Origin of the sequence: Granulicella arctica (assembly GCF_025685605.1) — a bacterium.
GTDB lineage: Bacteria > Acidobacteriota > Terriglobia > Terriglobales > Acidobacteriaceae > Edaphobacter > Edaphobacter arcticus.
Genome location: NZ_JAGTUT010000001.1, coordinates 1,153,435 through 1,170,835 on the forward strand (window position 1 = coordinate 1,153,435; position 17,401 = coordinate 1,170,835).

The following is a 17,401-nucleotide window of genomic DNA, read 5'->3' on the forward strand; positions in this document are numbered from 1 at the left end:
CTGATGACCGGTCTAGAGTGGCTGCGTCTCATTGAGACCACTTCGTTGATAATGGTGCCCAGCAACGAGGCACCGTTCAGAACGCTTCACTAGACCAGCGAGAAACCGCCGTCGACAGTGAGGTTCTCTGCGTTCACAAAACTGCTATCGTCGGATGCCAAGAACAGCACGGCTTTGGCGATCTCCTCGGGCTGTCCTGTACGTCCTGCCGGCGTCTTCGCGGAGGATTGCGCGGCATACTCTTTGAGCTGATCGTCGTTCATGCCCAGTCCGTTGTAACCAGGGGTGATCACGACACCCGGGCTGATCGCGTTGACCCGTATCTTTCGGGGCTTGAGATCGTTAGCCCATCCTCGAGCAAAATTCCGCACAGCGGCCTTCGATGCGGAATACATGCTGAAGGCTTCCATGCCTTTGCTCTCGGTAATGGATGAGTTCAGGATGATCGAACCGCCGTCGTTCATGACTGGCAACAGCTTTTGAACTGTGAAGACGACTCCCTTCACGTTTGTGTCGAAGATCTGGTAGTAGTGTTCTTCTGTCACATCCGTAATGGGAAGAACGGTTCCTGCACCCGCATTCGCAAAGAGAATGTCCAGCTTGACCTTCTGCGCCGTCAGTTCAGCAGCGAGGCGGGTGAGGTCGGCAATCTTAGATACGTCCCCTTGAATGCCAACACCAAGTGGGCCGATCTCATTGAGAGCACTGGTGAGAGCTTCCTGCCGACGTCCCGTAATGAAGACCTTCGCACCCTCTTGCGCCATCAGCTTGGCCGTTGCGAGTCCGATTCCGCTATTGCCGCCTGTAATCAAAGCCGTTTTACCACTGAGTCGTCCCATGTTCATTCCTTTCGATCGTCCGAAGTCCTAACCGTGCCTCTCTATGGATGAACGGGGCTCCCCGGTAGCGTGTCCAAACTTCCGCTTTTCAGCGGCCCGCTTCAAACAGGCGTTCGGTAGACCTGGGAAAGGATGTGACGGCGATCAAGAAGGGTAGGAGCCACCGAAGCGTAGTCGGACCGCTGGCGCTGACGCCGGTATTCGGTAGGGGTAGTGCGCGTGAGCCGCCTGAAGATCCTAGCGAAGTGTTGCTGCGTTTGAAATCCGCATTCGGCAGCGATATCGATAATGGGAGACTCTGATTCTTCGAGGAGAGTCTTCGCCTTGCAGATTCGGAGCCGCAACAAGTACTGGTGAGGTGACGTACCGGTCGAACATTTGAATCTCTGCGAGAAGTACGCGGCACTCAAGCCTGCCTCGCGGGCTAATTCGGACAGTGTGAGGTTGCGGCTCAGGCGATCGCCTATGAAGGCGAGTACACGGCGAAATTGCGATGGAGAGAGGCCGTCTTCTGCTAGCTGAGCGGGAGGAACGCAAGCTGGAGCGACCGTTGCTTCTTCACTGGTCTCGTCGGTAATGAATGATTCGGCGCCGGGGTCGAGAAGGCGAATGCGTACACGTTTTCCATCCTGCTCGACCCAAGCCGGTCCTGGAAGCAAAGCGTTCGCGCCGGCGCGATGCACCATCGCAAGCCGCGACGGTCTGCGCGAGGCGTCGTGTATCAGGAAGAGCTTTCTCTTCTGGGCCGGCACAATGGAATTGGCGACCTGGTGATGTCTGCATTCGGCCATGCCTACCTCACTTCTGAGCTCACCGTTCCCCGTGGGAATCAATGGCTCTTATGTGAAGGTAGGCTTCACGCGGTTTGTCTAAAACCACACAAACTTGAGGTTTTGCCTATAGATTTCTATAGGTTTGACCAGGTCAGTCTCACTCTGCGCGGATGAGTCGAGCGAAACGGACCCAGATCGAAGGTCGTGCATTCTCCAAGAGACTCGAACGGGGCACGCGAAGCAGCACTTCAGTGCCATTTCCAGGTGAAGCCGTGAATGCCAGATCAGCATTCAGGAAACGCGTTCGTTCTCGCATTCCAGCTAAACCATAGTGTCCGAGACGCCCCTCTCTGACGAACTCTGAGTTCATGCCGGTGCCATCACCCTTCACTTGGACACTTGGAGTCCAAATGCTTCCCCATATGTCAGAACGACGTCGAGGCGTGTCCCCTCGGAATGTAAGCAAGCGTTGGTAATGGCCTCGTCCCTACATCTTCGGACACGCGAGGTGCGTAGACTGCGCCATCTTATAGGGCACTCATGGGTTCTTGTCTCGCAAAGGACTTTGTCGAGCATCTTCAGTAAGCCAAGCACAGCGAGGAGTTGATCATGCCGGATAGACTATAGTGCCGCAGGCGGAACGAAGGGTTCCTACCATGACCTCGCCAAGTGGATACGCGGAGACGGGACAATACCTAGCAGCATGAGCGGATTTTCGAATTGGCAACATATGTTGAGACTGCCAATCGTGACTCTCACAGGGGATCCCGCGAGGGCGCGGACCGACTTTTTTGCGACGCACCGCGGCAAGAAGGAGAACGATTTTAACGTTCACTACAACGCCTCCGGCGCCTTCCACGACCAACTCATTCGCACTTCAGAAGGCTGGCGCATCCAGGTCCGCCGCCTTCAAATCTACTTCGGCGATCCTTTGCAGATTGCAAAGATTGGCTAGTGTCACAATTTGGTGCTCCGGCTCCTCAACAAGAGGGGCCGAAGTACTCCCTGATGGCTGCGAGTGCCTTGAATACTCGGAAGGTTCGTCCTATGAGGGCGGAGAGCGGCATCCTGCCGACCGCACAGAGCGAATGCTGAATCCCGGGGATTCTTGCAGACCTATGGACACGGGACAGCCGCATTGAGCACGCGGTCTGCTTCGTGCGGCGTTCAAATGAACGGTAGCAGCAGATGATCTGAAGGCAGACAGATTTGTGTTGGCTGGCTTACAGGACCATAGGATCTGCGAATGTGTGAGATCGTCGTCATCGCCGTGGCAGTGGCTAATATGCTGCCAGGTGAAGCACAAGATCGCTGGCTCGGTATAGGGCCTGCCCGAAAGAAGTATGGGAACTCGCGGAAGCCGATGCCTGCCCTCGCAGAACATCTTATCGATACGGTTTTGACGGGGTCATTTACAGAAGGAACGGTGCGTAACAAGGTATGGGAAAACTTGAAGGAAAAGTGGCAGTCATCACTGCAGCGACTTCCGGTATGGCACTCGCTACGGCGAAGCTCTTCGTCGAGGAGGGAGCTTACGTCTTCGTGACAGGTCGGCGGCAGGCGAAGCTAGATGAGGCCGTACAGGAAATTGGAAAGAACGTCACGGGCGTACAAGGTGATGCCGCCAATCTGAGCGACCTTGATCGGCTCTACACGACTGTAGCGCGAGAGAAGGGGAAGATCGATATTCTCTTCGCCAGCGCCGGTGTAGGCGAGTTAGCGAAACTGGAGGATGTGACCGAGGAACATTTTGATAAAACGTTCAATCTGAATGTGCGAGGAACTCTTTTCACGGTTCAAAAGGCCCTACCGCTATTCAACGACAAGGGATCAGTCATTATGAATGGATCGATCGCCAGCATCAAGAGTTCGCCCGCCCTCGGTACGTACGGTGCCAGCAAGGCGGCCATTCGCGCGTTTGCCCGTACTTGGCTAGTCGAGCTAAAAGACCGGGGTATTCGAGTAAATGTTCTCAGCCCCGGCACCATCGACACTCCTGTGCTCGATCCTTTCGGGCCGGACGTCAAAGAGCGTTTCAGATCAAGGGTGCCGCGCGGTGAACTGGGGCGCCCGGAAGAGATTGCGTCCGTCGCACTCTTTCTGGCGTCTGCCGACTCGAGCTTTGTCAACGGCGTCGAACTATTTGTGGATGGTGGAGCCGCGCAGATTTAAGCCCCTCCATGCAAGTGGAGTTGCTTGGTGACTAGCAGGCTCTGACTAGACGCAGGAAATAAAGGCGTCAGTGCCGGTTTTGCCAGTTTCTAACTGCTTTCCCGTCAATAACTTAGGATTTGGCAGTTCCATTGCATGGAGGCGTCAAACCCACAGGCAAGATATAGGAGCGGCGAATAGGCGATCCCCGAAAGGGACCACCTTCGTTCCGTCGTACATTACGATTCCAAGTTTCAGGTCATCACCACAAATGTCCAACAGCTTTTTGATCCCTTTGAAGTCGCTCGCGTGGACGGTTGCGCTTGCTTTGACCTCAACACCGACTAGTGCGCCGTGTTCATCCTCTACGACGATGTCAATCTCATCCTGATCCTTATCCCGATAGTGATGGAGCGTATAGCCTTCGTCGGACCATGTGATCTGCTTCATGACTTCGGCAAATACAAATGTTTCCAGCAACGCACCAAACGTTGAGCGGTCCTTTGCTATCTGCTCAGTAGTCAATGCCAGCAAGGTGGCAAGCAACCCAGAGTCGACAAAATGCAATTTTGGGGTCTTGATCAGTCTCTTCAGTTCATTGCGGAACCACGGGGAGACCCGCTGCACGAGAAAGAGCTGTTCAAGGATGCCGGTGTATTTTCTCGTCGTCTTGTCGTCCATCCCGATCTGTCCGCCGATTTGAGTGAAGTTGGTAAGCTGCCCGGACTGGTGGGCAAGTACCTGGAGCAGGCGCGGCAACTGATCCAGCTTCTCTACTTCCGCAATATCCCGCACATCCCTCTGTACGATCGCCTTCACATAGTCGCGAGCCCAAGCCTGACGTCGCCGAAAGTCTTCTCTTCGCAGCATCTCCGGGTAGCCGCCTACTAGCACCGCATGGACAAGCTGATCGCCTTCGATATCCGGCCCTGGCTTCACCAACTTGCCATTGAATGCCATCTTCAGGAAGCTGGGCTCTTTGCCGAGTGTTTCGGCTCTGGAAATCGGCATCAGGTTTACGATTTCCATGCGGCCTGCAAGGCTCTCGGACACTTGAGGAAGAGTGAGAATGTTGGCAGATCCCGTCAGCAGGAAACGGCCTGCTCTGCGGTCGTTATCAACGGATCTCTTGATGGCTCTCAGAAGTTCCGGGGCTCTTTGCACTTCGTCGATGGTGACCAGATCGAATCCACGGACAAAGCCAGCGGGATCGTTGCGAGCGGCTTCAAGCACCGTGTCGTCATCCAAGGTCACATACTCGCGGTCCTTATCGGCGAACTGTTGGACAAGCGTCGTCTTGCCGCACTGTCGTGGTCCTATCAGCATAACCACGGGAGTGTCAGTGAGGGCAGTGGCCACACGGCGTGCTGCGAATCTCTGAACGAATTGGAAATTGGCGTCGACCATCTCGGATTATTGTAGCGTCTAATCCGGATTAGCAGTCCGTCCGATTCGGATTAGGAGCCCGGCCAAATCGGAGAGGTTGAAAGCCTATCGCCCCAGTCCCGGCAACCAATCACCACCGAAATCCAAGGGGGATTCGCCTTGGCCCAGAACTACGGAACGCCTCCTAAACACTGGGTCGACGTACAAATAGCGTACACAGAGGAAGCGAAATGAGCCCAAATGGTCCCATCCAGGCCCAAAACAATTTCCTGTAACACCCATCCCATCAACAACTTCCATTGATCCTAAACCGCTTAGCATACTTGGAAGGCAGCCCTGAAAAGGCCGGCGTCGGCGGTTCGATCCCGTCTCTGGCCACCACATTAGAATGAACGACTTAGATACCTTTTGAGAACTTGCAAGTGGATTGCAACTGCCAAGTATGCTGTGATGAATGCTGGACACTCGGGTCTTCTCGTTACGCAAGCAAACAGTCAGCGTCTACACACGGCACATTTCGACTTGTCCGCGCAGTGGACAGCCTTCATTACAGAGGCTGTAGGTGCAACAGGTATCTCTATCTACTCCGAGATGGCAAGAGCAAAACGATATCCGCGAAGACACAATCCTAAAGACACCCCAAGCCAGGCTGTTGACGTCGCTTTTTACCTAAATAAACAAAGCTGCGGTGCGATCTTGAATCTGGCGACATCAGCGCTCTCCTAAGTGCTCACGCGGCAGCTGCTCGTCAATCGGCCTCCAAGCCGTTGCGCCGGAACCGCATCGTTCTGTGGCCCTCCGAAGCAAAGGATCCGTCGGTTTATTGAGGATGATGCCAAGCTTATTGCTTACTGGATCGTGAGGCCAAGCGCAGCGCTACGTGCGACTCTTGACGTCAGATCTGTTGCGGTAATTGTGATGCTTCCGGTTGACGAGGATGCCTTCTGCGAAGGCGGAGCACAGCCGGTAATTGAAGCGAACAACGCGGCGAACAGCATCAGGGAGGTGATCCCGCTCAGCACTCCCCGCCGCTTTGCCGCCCAGGGCAGCGCGAAGAGGGAAAGCACGCCCAAGACGATTTCAACCGGACCACCATGGGGCATCGCTCCAATCGATGCGACCTCGGAACGATTGTTTGTGGAGATTGTGAGCTGAGTGGTCTGGGCGCCACTGGGATCTACTGCGATTGTCGATGCATTGAATGTGCAGATCACGTCGGAGGGTAGAGTGCCGCAGCTCAGGGTGACGGTTCCTGTGTAGCCGGGCGAGGGAGTCAGCGTAATTGTGGTGGAGCCCACCTGGCCGGAGGCGATGCTGAGTGACGCAGGAGAGGCGCTGAGCGAGAACATAGGAGGAAGCAATGTGAGCACGCCGCTGACGGTGCTGAAGCTGTAGTTGGTGGCTGCGAGCGTTCCCTGAGTGACTGTGATTGGATACGACCCTGCCAACGATGCGGTCGTCTCGGTGGTCGAAAGTATCGGAGTACCGGTGACGGTCGTGGCTACCGTATCATTGCTCACGAAGCCCGTAATTGCGTAGGTCAGTGCCGGGAGCGCTTGCGTTGGGTAGATGGATTGGTTGGCTGCGGTGACGGTGAGCACAGCCGGCGCGACCATGAAACTTACCGAACCCGTGCTGCTGGCGTTCTTCATATCGCCGAGGTAGTTCGCTGTGATCGTCGCTGCGCCCGTACTGGGAGCGATCTGCAGACTTGCCTGTCCGTTGGCATTGAGCGTCACAGCAGTCGCCGATCTGCCGTTCACTACAAAACTCACCGTGCCGGTTGGCGTGGTTGGTCCCGTCACGGTTGCGGTCAACGTGATGGTCTGCCCGTAGACCGGGGCGATAGGGCTGTAGGTTACAACGGTGGTCGTCGTGTTGAGATGAGCGACACCCGTGCCGCTGAGCGCGACTGTCTGCGTGGAGCCTGGGTCGTTGAGTGCGTTGTCGGTGAGCGTAATCTGTCCCGTGGAGTTCGCAAGCGACGATGGGGTGAAGGTGACAGTCAGCACGCACGAGGCACCTGCCGCAAGCATTGTCGTTGTGCTGCAAGCCGCTGCACCACTACCCGAGAGCGCATAGCCGGTGGATGCACTCATGCTCGAGAGCGCCAATGTCTGGTTGCCTGGGTTATACAGGGTCACGCTCTGCGGACTACTCGCGGTGTTTATCACCTGGTAGCCGAAGGGGATGGCCGCGGCGGCGGAGCCCGCGATGGAGAGGATGCGATTCCCGGCAGTGTCGGACAGGTATACATTTCCAATCGGGTCCACCGCCAACGACTGCGCCGGTCCAGGGATTAGAGCTGCCACCGCACTCGCTCCCTCGCCGCTATAGCTGCCGGGCCCATTTCTACCTGCGATCGTGGTGATCGTGCCACTCGGCGCGACCATCCGCACCTGGTTACCGGCAGCGATATAAAGATCGCCGGCTGCATCGGTCGCGACACCCGTAGGCGTCAGCAGGTCCGCTGAGATGGCTGGTCCGCCGTCTCCACTGTTGGAGGAGCCGCCGGTCACGCCCGCGTAGGTCGAGATGGAGCCCTGGAAGTTGATAATGCCTGCAAGGATCGGTGTGACTTTGCGGATCACTGCATTGCCTGTGTCCGCAACGAATATGTTGCCGTTTAGATCGATGGCGACTGCACTCGGCGCATTGAGCAAGGCAAGCTGCGGGACGCTGCCGTCGCCTGCGTAGCCCTGTCTTCCGGTGCCTGCCAACGTCACCACTATGCCGTTATGGGTGCTGAAGGCCCGCAAGGCATGGTTGCCTGTGTCGGCCACATAGAGGACGCCGGTGTTGTCCAGTGCGATGCCGGTTGGATTGTTCAACGTAGCGGAGGCCGCATAGCCGTTATCGCCTGCGTAACCCGAGGCGCCTGTACCTGCGATGGTGGAGAGCAGAGTCGTCGCGGCGGAGACTTCGCGAATGCGATTGTTCTTCGAGTCAGAGATGAAGAGATTACCGGCGGCGTCAACCGCTACGCCGGTGGGTCCATTCAGTTGGCCGGCGGTCGCGGCAGAGCCGTCGCCACCGTAGCCTGCGCTGCCGTTGCCAGCGACAACCGAAATGTTTCCTGTAGACGTGGTTATCTCGCGCACCACGTTGTTGCCGGTGTCCGCGAAGAAGTAGTTGCCCTGTCCATCGAACGTGCCTCCCTGCGGTGCATTGACCGTCGCTGACGCAGGTGCGGAACCATTGCCGCTGTTGCCTGGGTTCCCGTTTCCGGCAATCGTCGTGATGGGAGCGCCGTAAAAAGCTGCCGCCGGTGCGCGGCCGATGCCCTGCACCGGATCGAGATACACGCTGTTGTTGGAGTCAATTACCGCGAGTTGCGCGGTACGCAGGCCGGGTCCCTTGGGCGTGAAGGTGAGCGGAATCGTGCAGTAGGCGTTAGCCGAAAGCGCCGCACCCAGGCTGCAGCCTGAAAGTGTACCGAGGGTGAACTCTTTACCGGTGACTCTCACGGTCGAGGGCGTAAACGCTGCAACCGCCTGCAACTCGGCATTTTGCGAAGCCGAAGTCCCAACCATAACGGGTTCAAAGAATGGCGTCGGATAGATATTGCGGACGCGATTGTTTGACGTGTCGAAGACGGTCAGGCGTCCGCCGATGTTGGCCTTGATCCCTGTGGGAGTGAAGAAGGTTGCAGTTGCCGCCGGTCCACCGTCGCCCGTTTCACTCGCGGCACCGGTGCCTGCGAAGGCATTGACCACGCCGGTCAGGATGTTGAAGTTACGGATGTAGTCGTTTCCGCTGCTGTACTGCTCGATGTAGAGCGTACCCGCGTTATCGAAGCCTAGTCCTTGCGGTGAGGCAGTCTCGGCGCTGGTTCCAATGCCACCGTCGCCGGTTGTGCCCACTGTGCCTGTGCCCACCAGATTCGTGATCAGGCCCGCATTGATGTTTGCTAGCGTGAACTGCCCGTTGGCACCGGGTGAGGTCACCTGCCGCACCTGCTCGTCGCCGTAGTCGCCGATGTAGACGTTTTCAGCAGAGTCGAGGGCCAGACCACGCGGCGTGAGGAGCTTGGACGAGGTGGCAAGTCCACCGTTGCCGTCTGCTGCAGGGCTTGCCGCGGCTGCTCCCGTACCTGCTACGCCGTACACCTCGCTGTTATTCGGGTCAATCACACCGTTGATTGCTGCCGCCATCAGCACGGTGTCGCCAGTGGAGTTCGAGACGAACATGTTACCTGCCGGATCGAACATGAAGATGTACGGGTTATCGAGAGAGGTAGTCAGCGGAGTGGTGGGTTTAGCGTTGTTTGGAACGATCCGTTTGGCCGTGCCTGGCTGACCCATCAGCACTGTGATGATGCCAGTCGTGTGGTCGACACGTCGGATGACCTGGTTGACCACGTCTGCGATGACCATGTCTCCGTCACGATCGAAGCGTACACATCGTGGCGCATTGAAGACCGCCTGCGTCGCCAGGCAGCCATCGCCCAGCGAGTCGGTCGCGGTGGCGCATACAGAGGGCGCGGTAGCTCCCGTTGCATAGAGTTGGCCGGCGACGACTGTCATCACGCCCGTGTTGATGTCCATGCGGTGGATGACGTTATCGCCGAAGTCCGCAAAGTACAGGTTGCCAGCCGCGTCAGCTTCACCGGTCGTGGGGCCGTTGAGAATGGTCTGAGTCGATACGCACCCATCTCCATACGTATCGGTCGCACCGCTACAAAGTGGCACAACTGCGCCGCCTGCATAAGTCGTCACCATCGGCACATACTGTGCCGCAGGTGTTGACTGCGCCGAGACAGTTGGCGCCAGCAAAGCGAGCAGCATGACAGACAAAGTTGCCTGCACAGGAACGAGGATAGAGCCGCTGTATTGCGCAAGACGGCGAAGAATCGTGAGTCTCATCGGAGTATGACCTTTGGCAGAAAAAGTAGAGAGTGATGCGAAGCTTTAGAAGTCGAGACGAACCGCGAGCTGGATCTGCCGAGAGGGATAAACACTGCTATAACCCGGAACAAAGTCACCATACGTGCTGCTGGACAGATCGCTGTTCGGCGTCTTGAAGTTGGTGTGATTTGTAACGTTGAAAGCCTCGCACCGGAACTGCAGCCGCAGCGACTCTTGCAGGGGGAAGCTCTTCTGCAAGCCCAGATCCGCATTGAGGTAGCGGGGTCCGCGGATTACATTGCGTGCAATGTTCCCATAGGGAGTGGTGCCGCCGGCGGAAGCTGCTGTTGGTACCGTGACCGAGGTTCCGTCAGGATTACCTGAAGTTCCGGCGAGCACATTCCCATAGCCCGATGCCGGGTTGTAGGTCCACTGGCGACGAGGATTTATAACATTCTTTACGGAGCCGTTCAGGTTGGGCCGATAGGTCACCAGGTCGCTGGTGAGATCGTTGTCGGCCGGGGTGTAGTAGATGTTGATCGGAAGGCCCGCGTTGAGGCGCGTAATCGTGGTAAGCGTCCAGTTCGAGAGCGTCTGGCGCACCATACGATTGTGCAGCCTGCTCTTGTAGGGGATCTTCCAGACTGCACCCAACGAGTCGTTCCAGCGCTGGTCGTAACCGGAGGTTCCATCGTTGTAGTGTGGATTGCGCAAAGAGATAAATTCGTTGTCGCCGTTCGCTTCTTCAAGCGATGCTGATGCGTTATCGAACGCATGCGACCAGGTAAAGGAGTTTGTGAAAAAAAGGCCGCCATTAGAGCGATGCGTTAGGTTGGCCTGCAGCGAGTTGTATCGCAGGAAGCCTGCCGAGTCACTCTCATGAATGTCTGTGAAGTTCTGCAGTGGACGGCGCGTTATAGGACTGGCCGCCGTGTAATTGAGCGGAACCGAACTTCCTGCAAGCTGCGGTGTCCCCTCGTTATAGTCGGCAAGTACGCGGAGATGGACACCATGCGTTCCGACGTAGGAGACGTTGAGGAGCGTGTCTTTATCCAACTCTACCTGCGCTCCCAGCGAATAGCTCTGCACGTAACCCGGTGCACTATGGCGTGGGATGTAGTAGACCGCGCTGGTGGCCGTTGAGAAATTCTGCGAGGAGAGAGCGCTACTTGGATAACCCTGCATCGTCGTCCGAAAGCAGGCGAGCGACTCGCTGCCGTTTGGGCACGCCGCCTCTGGAGACGTGGCTGCGAAGGGCGCCGACTGGGTGACGGTTGTCTCGATCGTCGTGGGAGGATTGCTCAACAGATCCGACTCGGACCCATAGCGGTTGAACTGGATGAAGCTTAGTCCGTAGCCTCCGCGCAGCACGATCTTCGGGCGCAGTGAATACGCAAAGCCGAACCGAGGCGCGAAGTCATCCAACTTTGGATTGACCAACGCCTCGTTGTAGATCGAGCCGCCGCTGCTGAGTTCGAGGGCGTTTGTGGTGGGATCGAAGTTCACCAGCGGCTGGCCCTTCGCGCGTTCCGGGGTAGAAAACTCGTACCGCAGTCCGTAGTTCAGTACCAGACGCGGAAAGATCTTCCACGTGTCTTCAGCGTAGGCGTAATCGTAGTCGAAATACTCCTTGTCGACGCTGTAGTTACTCAACTCATAAGTATCTCGGGCTCCGAAGATAAAGTCGGCCATTGCGTACGACTGCCGCCTTCCGATTGAACTGGCGGGCTTGCCACAGCAGTTCAGATAACTGAACTCTCCACTGTAGGTATCCACCCCCAGCAACGGCGAGCCGGGATCGACAACCTCGCTTACATGTTCCCACTCGTACCCGAAGCTGAAGCTGTGCTTGCCCTTGGCTACCGTATAGCTGCCCTTCAGGTCATCGGTGGTGGGGCTTGAGAATTGGTTCTCAGTGGCCTCGACGCCAAATCCGCTGAAGTCAAGGAGGTCCTGGGTGTTCAATCCGGAGGGGCGCAGGAGTGGAGAGACCGGATAGGGGATGCCATAGGGAGAATAGAAGTTGGCCATGCCCTGGTTGTATGGAACCTTGCCACTACTGGTTGTCGTCACGCCGAAGCGGAGATCCAGTACTGAGTTAGCCGTTAGAACGTACGTCGCGCCGGCCACGCCACTGGAGGTCAATACGCTTACGTGGCCGAAACCGTTGCCGCCCGCAGATCCCGTAATACTTTCGGGCGCGAGGATGTGTTGCGACTGTTTCGAGACGCGTACGAAGGTCTGCAGCTTGTTGCCGAAGTACTTGTCCAGCCGGATGTCACCAATGTCGCTGAAGTTATGTCCTGGCTGCAGCGAGACGAAGTTAGCACCCAGCCCGGGATTCTGCGTGACGCTCGGGTCCGGTAGCGCTGCCAGTACAGCCGCGGCAAACGGCGTGAAGTCCGCCTTTGGAATGATGCCGGTTGTGTACTCTTTGCTGGTCATCGGATTCTGGACGGGTACCGGCGTGCCGGTCTCGTTATAGAGAATGCCGTTGCGTTGATCCATCGTGGGCAGAGTCGCTGATTCGATGGTGCGCGTCGACTGACGCAGTCCTTGATAGTCAATGAAAAAGAACATGTCCCGCACCTTCGGGATCCTCCAACCGAAGGTCCCTCCGAACTGGTTTTGCACCAGCGTGGGCTTCTTGCCAGTGCCATAGAACGGACCATAAGCATTCAGCGCAGTATTGCGCAGATAGTCGAAGGCACCGCCATGCGGCCGATCGCTGCCGCTCTTGGTCTTCACGTTCACGATCGCTCCGCCGGCGCGGCCGTACTCAGCCGGAAAGTTGCTCGTGATGATCGTGTATTCCTGCACCGCGTCGGCCTGCTCAGCAACGGCCTGGTTATTGAAGCCCTGGTTGGCCTCCTGATATGAGTTATTGTCCAGACCATCCAACTGAAAATTGTTCACTGACGAGCGATTACCGTTGACCACGATCGACCCGCGCCGTTGCTGAACCGAGGTATTTTGCAATGATCCCACCTGAACCCCGGGGGCCAGCAGCGCGAGATCCGTGTACTCGCGACCGTTCAGCGGCAGGCTCACGATATGCTTGCCCTCGATTGTCGTGCTCTGCTCTCCGGATTCGGTCTGCAATCCAAGATTGTCGACCATCACCGTAACGGTCGAGTTCGTCTTGCCGATTGAAAGCGGTACGTCGATCTGCTTTTTCGCCGAGACCACCACATCGAACTGCCTGGTAACCGATGGCGCAAAGCCGGCTGCGTCGACGGTCATCGTATAACTTCCCGCCTGCACATCCGGGAATACATACTGCCCCTGGGAGTTGGTTGTGCGCGTAAGATCGGTCTTCAACTCCACATTGTGCAATATGACGGTGGCTCCCGCGACGGTGGCTCCGCCGGGATCGCTTATCGTTCCGTTCACTGTGCCGCTGTCGAACTGAGCGCAAGCCGAGGGAACAGCAAGCGCTACTGTTATAGCTATGACCAATAAGCCAAGTATGCGAAACCATGCAGGCTGTGAAGGGGAGGTAGAGATGAGTTGCATAACGAGCGTTCTCCATGCATTCAAAGCCTAGGTGCAATTAAGCTTGGATTTGGGCTGACAGTTCGACACTAGACAGCCTTCACGCAGCGGACAACGGTGGCCAAGGTGAATCACGGTGCGTACACTCCTGATTCAGCCTTCTCCGCAACACTTATTAATTCCCTAACAAAGCCGCAATATAGTAGTGCTATATTTTGTTGTTTGATTTTCTCGGCGATCGAGACTGGTTCTTGGGATACGCCCTCAGACCTTGGATCTCTACCAGATTTTCTAGATATAAGCGGTGCGCAACCGCCACGCTTTGACGAGTGTTCCTGCAGACCGATCTGTCTGGATAACGGGCTTGCATGTTGAAGGCTTGCCCGAGATATCAACGTGGCACGGCTGTAGAGACAGGCGCTAGCGGATATGCGCGGCCAGCACGTGGAGGTTGCTGACACCTTCTCGAATCAGATCGCTTTGCAGGAGCACGTCGAAGTTGCGGAGTGAGCCGTCCTTCTGACGCGCTCGGTCGAGGACCGGTTGAAGGAGCTTATCGTTCTGCAGAAAGTCTGCCCCCGCAAAGACTGCAACCATCGTGGTGCCCTGAATCAGCAACACTCGGCCGCTCCCCTGCGTGTTCTCAGTAAGCGAGAGAAGTGTGAGACCACCCTGCACGCCATTCTTCACCGTCCATTGATAGCGTGCCTTTTCGCCCGGCTGAGGGGTGAGGTTGTCGACGGTGAACAGATCCTGGTCGACATCCCAGTGCATCTTCAGGGTGGGACCCGTCTGGAAGAGTTGCGCCCAGGGATTGTAGCTTTGGGTGCCAATCAAAATGAGATTACTATCGCGCAGATCTCCAGGGGAGACATCGCGGGCGAAGCGGACTTCTACATGCGTGTTGCTCGCCTGGGGGAGGCGCTCGATGCGTGAGACGAAGTGCAAATCGGACATGGGAGTGTAGAAGCGCGTTCCCAGCGAGCTGACCATCGTGTCCCGCGAGGACGCATCATCCTGATAGTTCTGCTGAGTGTAGGCGTTGAGGTCCACGATCCGTTTGCTGAGCACCTCGTACATGTTCAGACCCGCGTCGCCAGTGACGATCAGAGTAGGGCGATCTGCGGTGAAGAGTGTATTCCAAAGTGGTGCGCCAAGGTTGTGGGTTGTCAGCCAGTGCTGGTGAACGACAGGCCATGCAACCTCTGCTGCAAGCACCAGCCCTGCAACGATGGCAAGAACAAGTGCCCAGTGTGACTGTTTTGAGCGGAGCGCTTGCGTCGAGATAAATGCGGCCAAGGCAGATGACCTCACGGAGGGTGCGATGCCAAGTAAGGCGGGTAACTCTTCGACGTTGGCCGATGGAATCTCTATGGGTAGCAAGTTCAGCTGAGGTTGGGCGATGAACTGCGCGATGTAGGCCCCCTTCGGGATCTCGATGCGCATCGTGTCAGCGGAACCTTCGGTGAGGTAATAGGTCAGGAGCCGTTGACGCAGCGAGCGAGCAGTGCCGCGCACGATGTTATCGTCGCTCGAGTTGTAGCCGGGGGAGCGGTTGAAGACATGTATGCCGATCTGTTGTTCAGTCAGGCTCTCATAGTCGCCTTCGATCGACCGCCCCACAGTATAAGACAAGAAAGAACACAGCCGCGGCGACTTGGCAAAGCTCTCGCTGGATATGATCCGGGCAAGGCCTTCCAACCATGGGCTGCTCTCGTCCGATGTGATTTCCTGCTCCTGCAAGGTGCTCGGCACGCGTGTGTTCCTTCGTCCTGGTGGGAGACCGTCTCTGTAGCTTTCAGTAGAAGGGTCGATCCGCTGTAGTCGCGCTTCGATCAGTCTAGCCCGGCATTCAGCGGCTCATTGTGACAGCCCCGTCAATATAGCGATAGAGCCGTCTCCTTACACCGTGATTCACGCTGGCAGAAGTTGTCAGACTATATAGAATTCGAGGGCCTGCTGGACTTAGAGGTCCAAGTGCAAGCCTTTGTACGGCCGAGGTGTTGGGTCCGATTCTCAGATGTCAACGAATAAATGATCGCTACAGTCGAGCTGCTCTTGTGGCATTGCCGCGATCAGCGTAAGTGCTCCATGAGAATCACCGTGTTTCACCTGCCGCTCACGTAGTAGCACGAGTCGAGAGCAGACTAGCCTGGCAGAAGTGACGATCGCCGCTCCCCAAGGAATTGGAGTTGCAAACAGGAGAGCTATGACAGTGTTTCTTCGTGGGACGCTTGCCTTTGCGGGCACCGTTGCTTTATCTCTCTGCCTGCACACGCATGCACAGTCCGCCCCCGCACCTGAAGCGGTCGCCTCGCAGCCCGACTCTGTGGCTGATCAAACCGTGACACTGACCGCCAAGCAGGCCCATTCCTATCGGCGGATGATGAAAGACTGGGCCGATCTCGAACGGTATCGTGCGGAGGATGCCGTCTATCCTCCGCCTGTCCTGGATGAGCACCGCGTGGTCTTTTTGGGCGATTCCATTACAGATCGGTGGGGACGCAAGGATGGTGCCTTTTTTCCTGGCAAGCCATACCTCAATCGCGGCATCAGTGGCCAGACGACACCGCAGATGCTGGTGCGCTTTCAGCAGGACGTCGTGTCCCTGCATCCAGAGGCTGTTCTTATTCTGGCAGGAATCAACGACATCGCAGGAAACACGGGCGACGAATCGATGGCCGATATACAAAACAATTTCCGTTCCATGGTCGAGATCGCAAAGGCGAGTCACATCCGCGTGATCCTCGCATCCACGCTGCCTGCCTCGACGCTGCCGTGGCGGCCCACGGTCCAGCCAGCGGAAGCGGTACGCACGCTCAACGCATGGCTCCAGCAACTTGCAGAGCGGGAGCATCTCGTCTACTGCAACTACTATCCCGCACTGGCCAATGCGCAAGGCGGCATGCGGGAGGAACTGGCTTTCGACAGGGCAGTGCATCCGAACTCAGAAGGCTACCAACTGATGACGCCGATCGCTGAAGATGCGATACGTAGATCGTTGGCCATGCCCAAGCCCTGACAGAGCCGGAAGATCGTCGGCTAGTCGCAGAGAAAACACTATCTTGTTCTCATCGTCTTTGGCGAAAGGAATCTCCTTATATGCGCACCTCCCGTCACCATGGATTCAGACTCACCACCGCCGCTGTCTTACTTGTGTTTACCGCCACACCCCACGGAGCGTGGGGATGGGGCAAGACCGGTCATGCGGTCGTCGCCGATATTGCCGAGGCGCATCTGACACCCAAGGCTGAGGTAGAGATCCGTCGTTTGCTAGCCGTAGAGGGTGCTCATCACATGGCTGATATCGCGAGTTGGGCGGACGATGCAAAACGCGACCAACTGCCAGGAAGCCCGAGCCATACCATCCGCCTGCCAATCGACGGGAGTGCGGCCGGACCGCATCCTTGTCCCGGTCACTTTTGTGCCGATGACGCTTTGACTCGCTATGGGGCAGAATTGGCAGATACGAGTCTCCCCGACGCTCAGCGCGAGATAGCACTCAAGTACATTGTGCATCTCGTGGGCGATTTGCATCAGCCACTGCATGGCACCAATGCCACGGGGCAGATGCCGGTGGTGTTTCGCGGAAAAACGATGAGCCTGCATGCGATGTGGGACAACGGCATCATCGATGTTCATGGGGGAAGCGCAGAGAAGATCGCAAGCGCGGTCATGAAGACCGAACATGTGATGCCGCCGCAGGGCGCTCCTATCGATTGGGCACTCGAGGATCTCTATATCGCACAACACAATATTTACAATGAGGTGCCGCTGAATCCCACGACGCCTGTGATCTTAGGGTTGGACTACGCTACGGAGAAGTGGCCTATCGTGGAACTGCGGTTAAACGAGGGCGGGCTACGGCTAGCCGATCTACTCAACCGCCTCATAGGCTGACCCGAATATA

The 17,401-nt window shown here is 56.9% G+C and carries 10 protein-coding genes; 4 read left to right on the forward strand and 6 right to left on the reverse strand.

Features of this window, described 5'->3' with window-relative positions; genetic code table 11:
* Positions 1 to 89 precede the first annotated feature (89 nt).
* Positions 90 to 839, reverse strand: coding sequence for an SDR family oxidoreductase (locus tag OHL20_RS04800; protein ID WP_263382069.1), 750 nt, complete (start codon positions 837 to 839; stop codon positions 90 to 92).
* A 101-nt stretch (positions 840 to 940) separates the two neighbouring features.
* Complete coding sequence (locus OHL20_RS04805; RefSeq protein ID WP_263382070.1) at positions 941 to 1,630, reverse strand: helix-turn-helix domain-containing protein; 690 nt, start codon at positions 1,628 to 1,630, stop codon at positions 941 to 943.
* 598 nt (positions 1,631 to 2,228) lie between these two features.
* Here OHL20_RS04805 and OHL20_RS04810 point away from each other — a divergent pair.
* Both OHL20_RS04810 and OHL20_RS04815 read left to right on the forward strand, forming a co-directional pair.
* A complete protein-coding gene (locus tag OHL20_RS04810) occupies positions 2,229 to 2,567 on the forward strand; it encodes a nuclear transport factor 2 family protein (protein WP_114205813.1) in 339 nt (112 codons plus the stop codon).
* A gap of 485 nt (positions 2,568 to 3,052) precedes the next feature.
* Positions 3,053 to 3,784 (forward strand): SDR family NAD(P)-dependent oxidoreductase, encoded by a 732-nt coding sequence (locus tag OHL20_RS04815; RefSeq protein WP_114205814.1) that lies wholly within the window; start codon positions 3,053 to 3,055, stop codon positions 3,782 to 3,784.
* A gap of 144 nt (positions 3,785 to 3,928) precedes the next feature.
* Here the strand turns inward: OHL20_RS04815 and OHL20_RS04820 are convergent, their stop codons facing one another.
* The 4 genes from OHL20_RS04820 to OHL20_RS04835 all read right to left on the reverse strand — a co-directional run bounded on the left by OHL20_RS04820 (position 3,929) and on the right by OHL20_RS04835 (position 15,246).
* A complete protein-coding gene (locus OHL20_RS04820) occupies positions 3,929 to 5,122 on the reverse strand; it encodes an ATP-binding protein (protein WP_201759074.1) in 1,194 nt (397 codons plus the stop codon).
* A gap of 875 nt (positions 5,123 to 5,997) precedes the next feature.
* Entirely contained in the window at positions 5,998 to 10,014 is a 4,017-nt protein-coding gene (locus tag OHL20_RS04825) for an NHL domain-containing protein (protein WP_263382071.1), read from the reverse strand.
* Between the two features lie 45 nt (positions 10,015 to 10,059).
* Entirely contained in the window at positions 10,060 to 13,512 is a 3,453-nt protein-coding gene (locus OHL20_RS04830; RefSeq protein WP_263382072.1) for a TonB-dependent receptor, read from the reverse strand.
* Between the two features lie 399 nt (positions 13,513 to 13,911).
* Positions 13,912 to 15,246 (reverse strand): hypothetical protein, encoded by a 1,335-nt coding sequence (locus tag OHL20_RS04835; protein ID WP_263382073.1) that lies wholly within the window; start codon positions 15,244 to 15,246, stop codon positions 13,912 to 13,914.
* 454 nt (positions 15,247 to 15,700) lie between these two features.
* Between OHL20_RS04835 and OHL20_RS04840 the strand changes: the two genes are divergently transcribed.
* Positions 15,701 to 16,513, forward strand: coding sequence for an SGNH/GDSL hydrolase family protein (locus tag OHL20_RS04840; RefSeq protein ID WP_263382074.1), 813 nt, complete (start codon positions 15,701 to 15,703; stop codon positions 16,511 to 16,513).
* A gap of 80 nt (positions 16,514 to 16,593) precedes the next feature.
* Entirely contained in the window at positions 16,594 to 17,391 is a 798-nt protein-coding gene (locus OHL20_RS04845; RefSeq protein WP_263382075.1) for a S1/P1 nuclease, read from the forward strand.
* Positions 17,392 to 17,401: the final 10 nt, after the last annotated feature.

What these genes read in the sequence shown, in the direction of transcription:
- OHL20_RS04800 (WP_263382069.1), bottom strand. Translation starts at nt 839, where the DNA reads ATGGGACGACTCAGTGGTAAAACGGCTTTGATTACAGGCGGCAATAGC.
- OHL20_RS04805 (WP_263382070.1), bottom strand. Translation starts at nt 1,630, where the DNA reads ATGGCCGAATGCAGACATCACCAGGTCGCCAATTCCATTGTGCCGGCC.
- OHL20_RS04815 (WP_114205814.1), top strand. Translation starts at nt 3,053, where the DNA reads ATGGGAAAACTTGAAGGAAAAGTGGCAGTCATCACTGCAGCGACTTCC.
- OHL20_RS04825 (WP_263382071.1), bottom strand. Translation starts at nt 10,014, where the DNA reads ATGAGACTCACGATTCTTCGCCGTCTTGCGCAATACAGCGGCTCTATC.
- OHL20_RS04830 (WP_263382072.1), bottom strand. Translation starts at nt 13,512, where the DNA reads ATGCAACTCATCTCTACCTCCCCTTCACAGCCTGCATGGTTTCGCATA.
- OHL20_RS04840 (WP_263382074.1), top strand. Translation starts at nt 15,701, where the DNA reads ATGACAGTGTTTCTTCGTGGGACGCTTGCCTTTGCGGGCACCGTTGCT.
- OHL20_RS04845 (WP_263382075.1), top strand. Translation starts at nt 16,594, where the DNA reads ATGCGCACCTCCCGTCACCATGGATTCAGACTCACCACCGCCGCTGTC.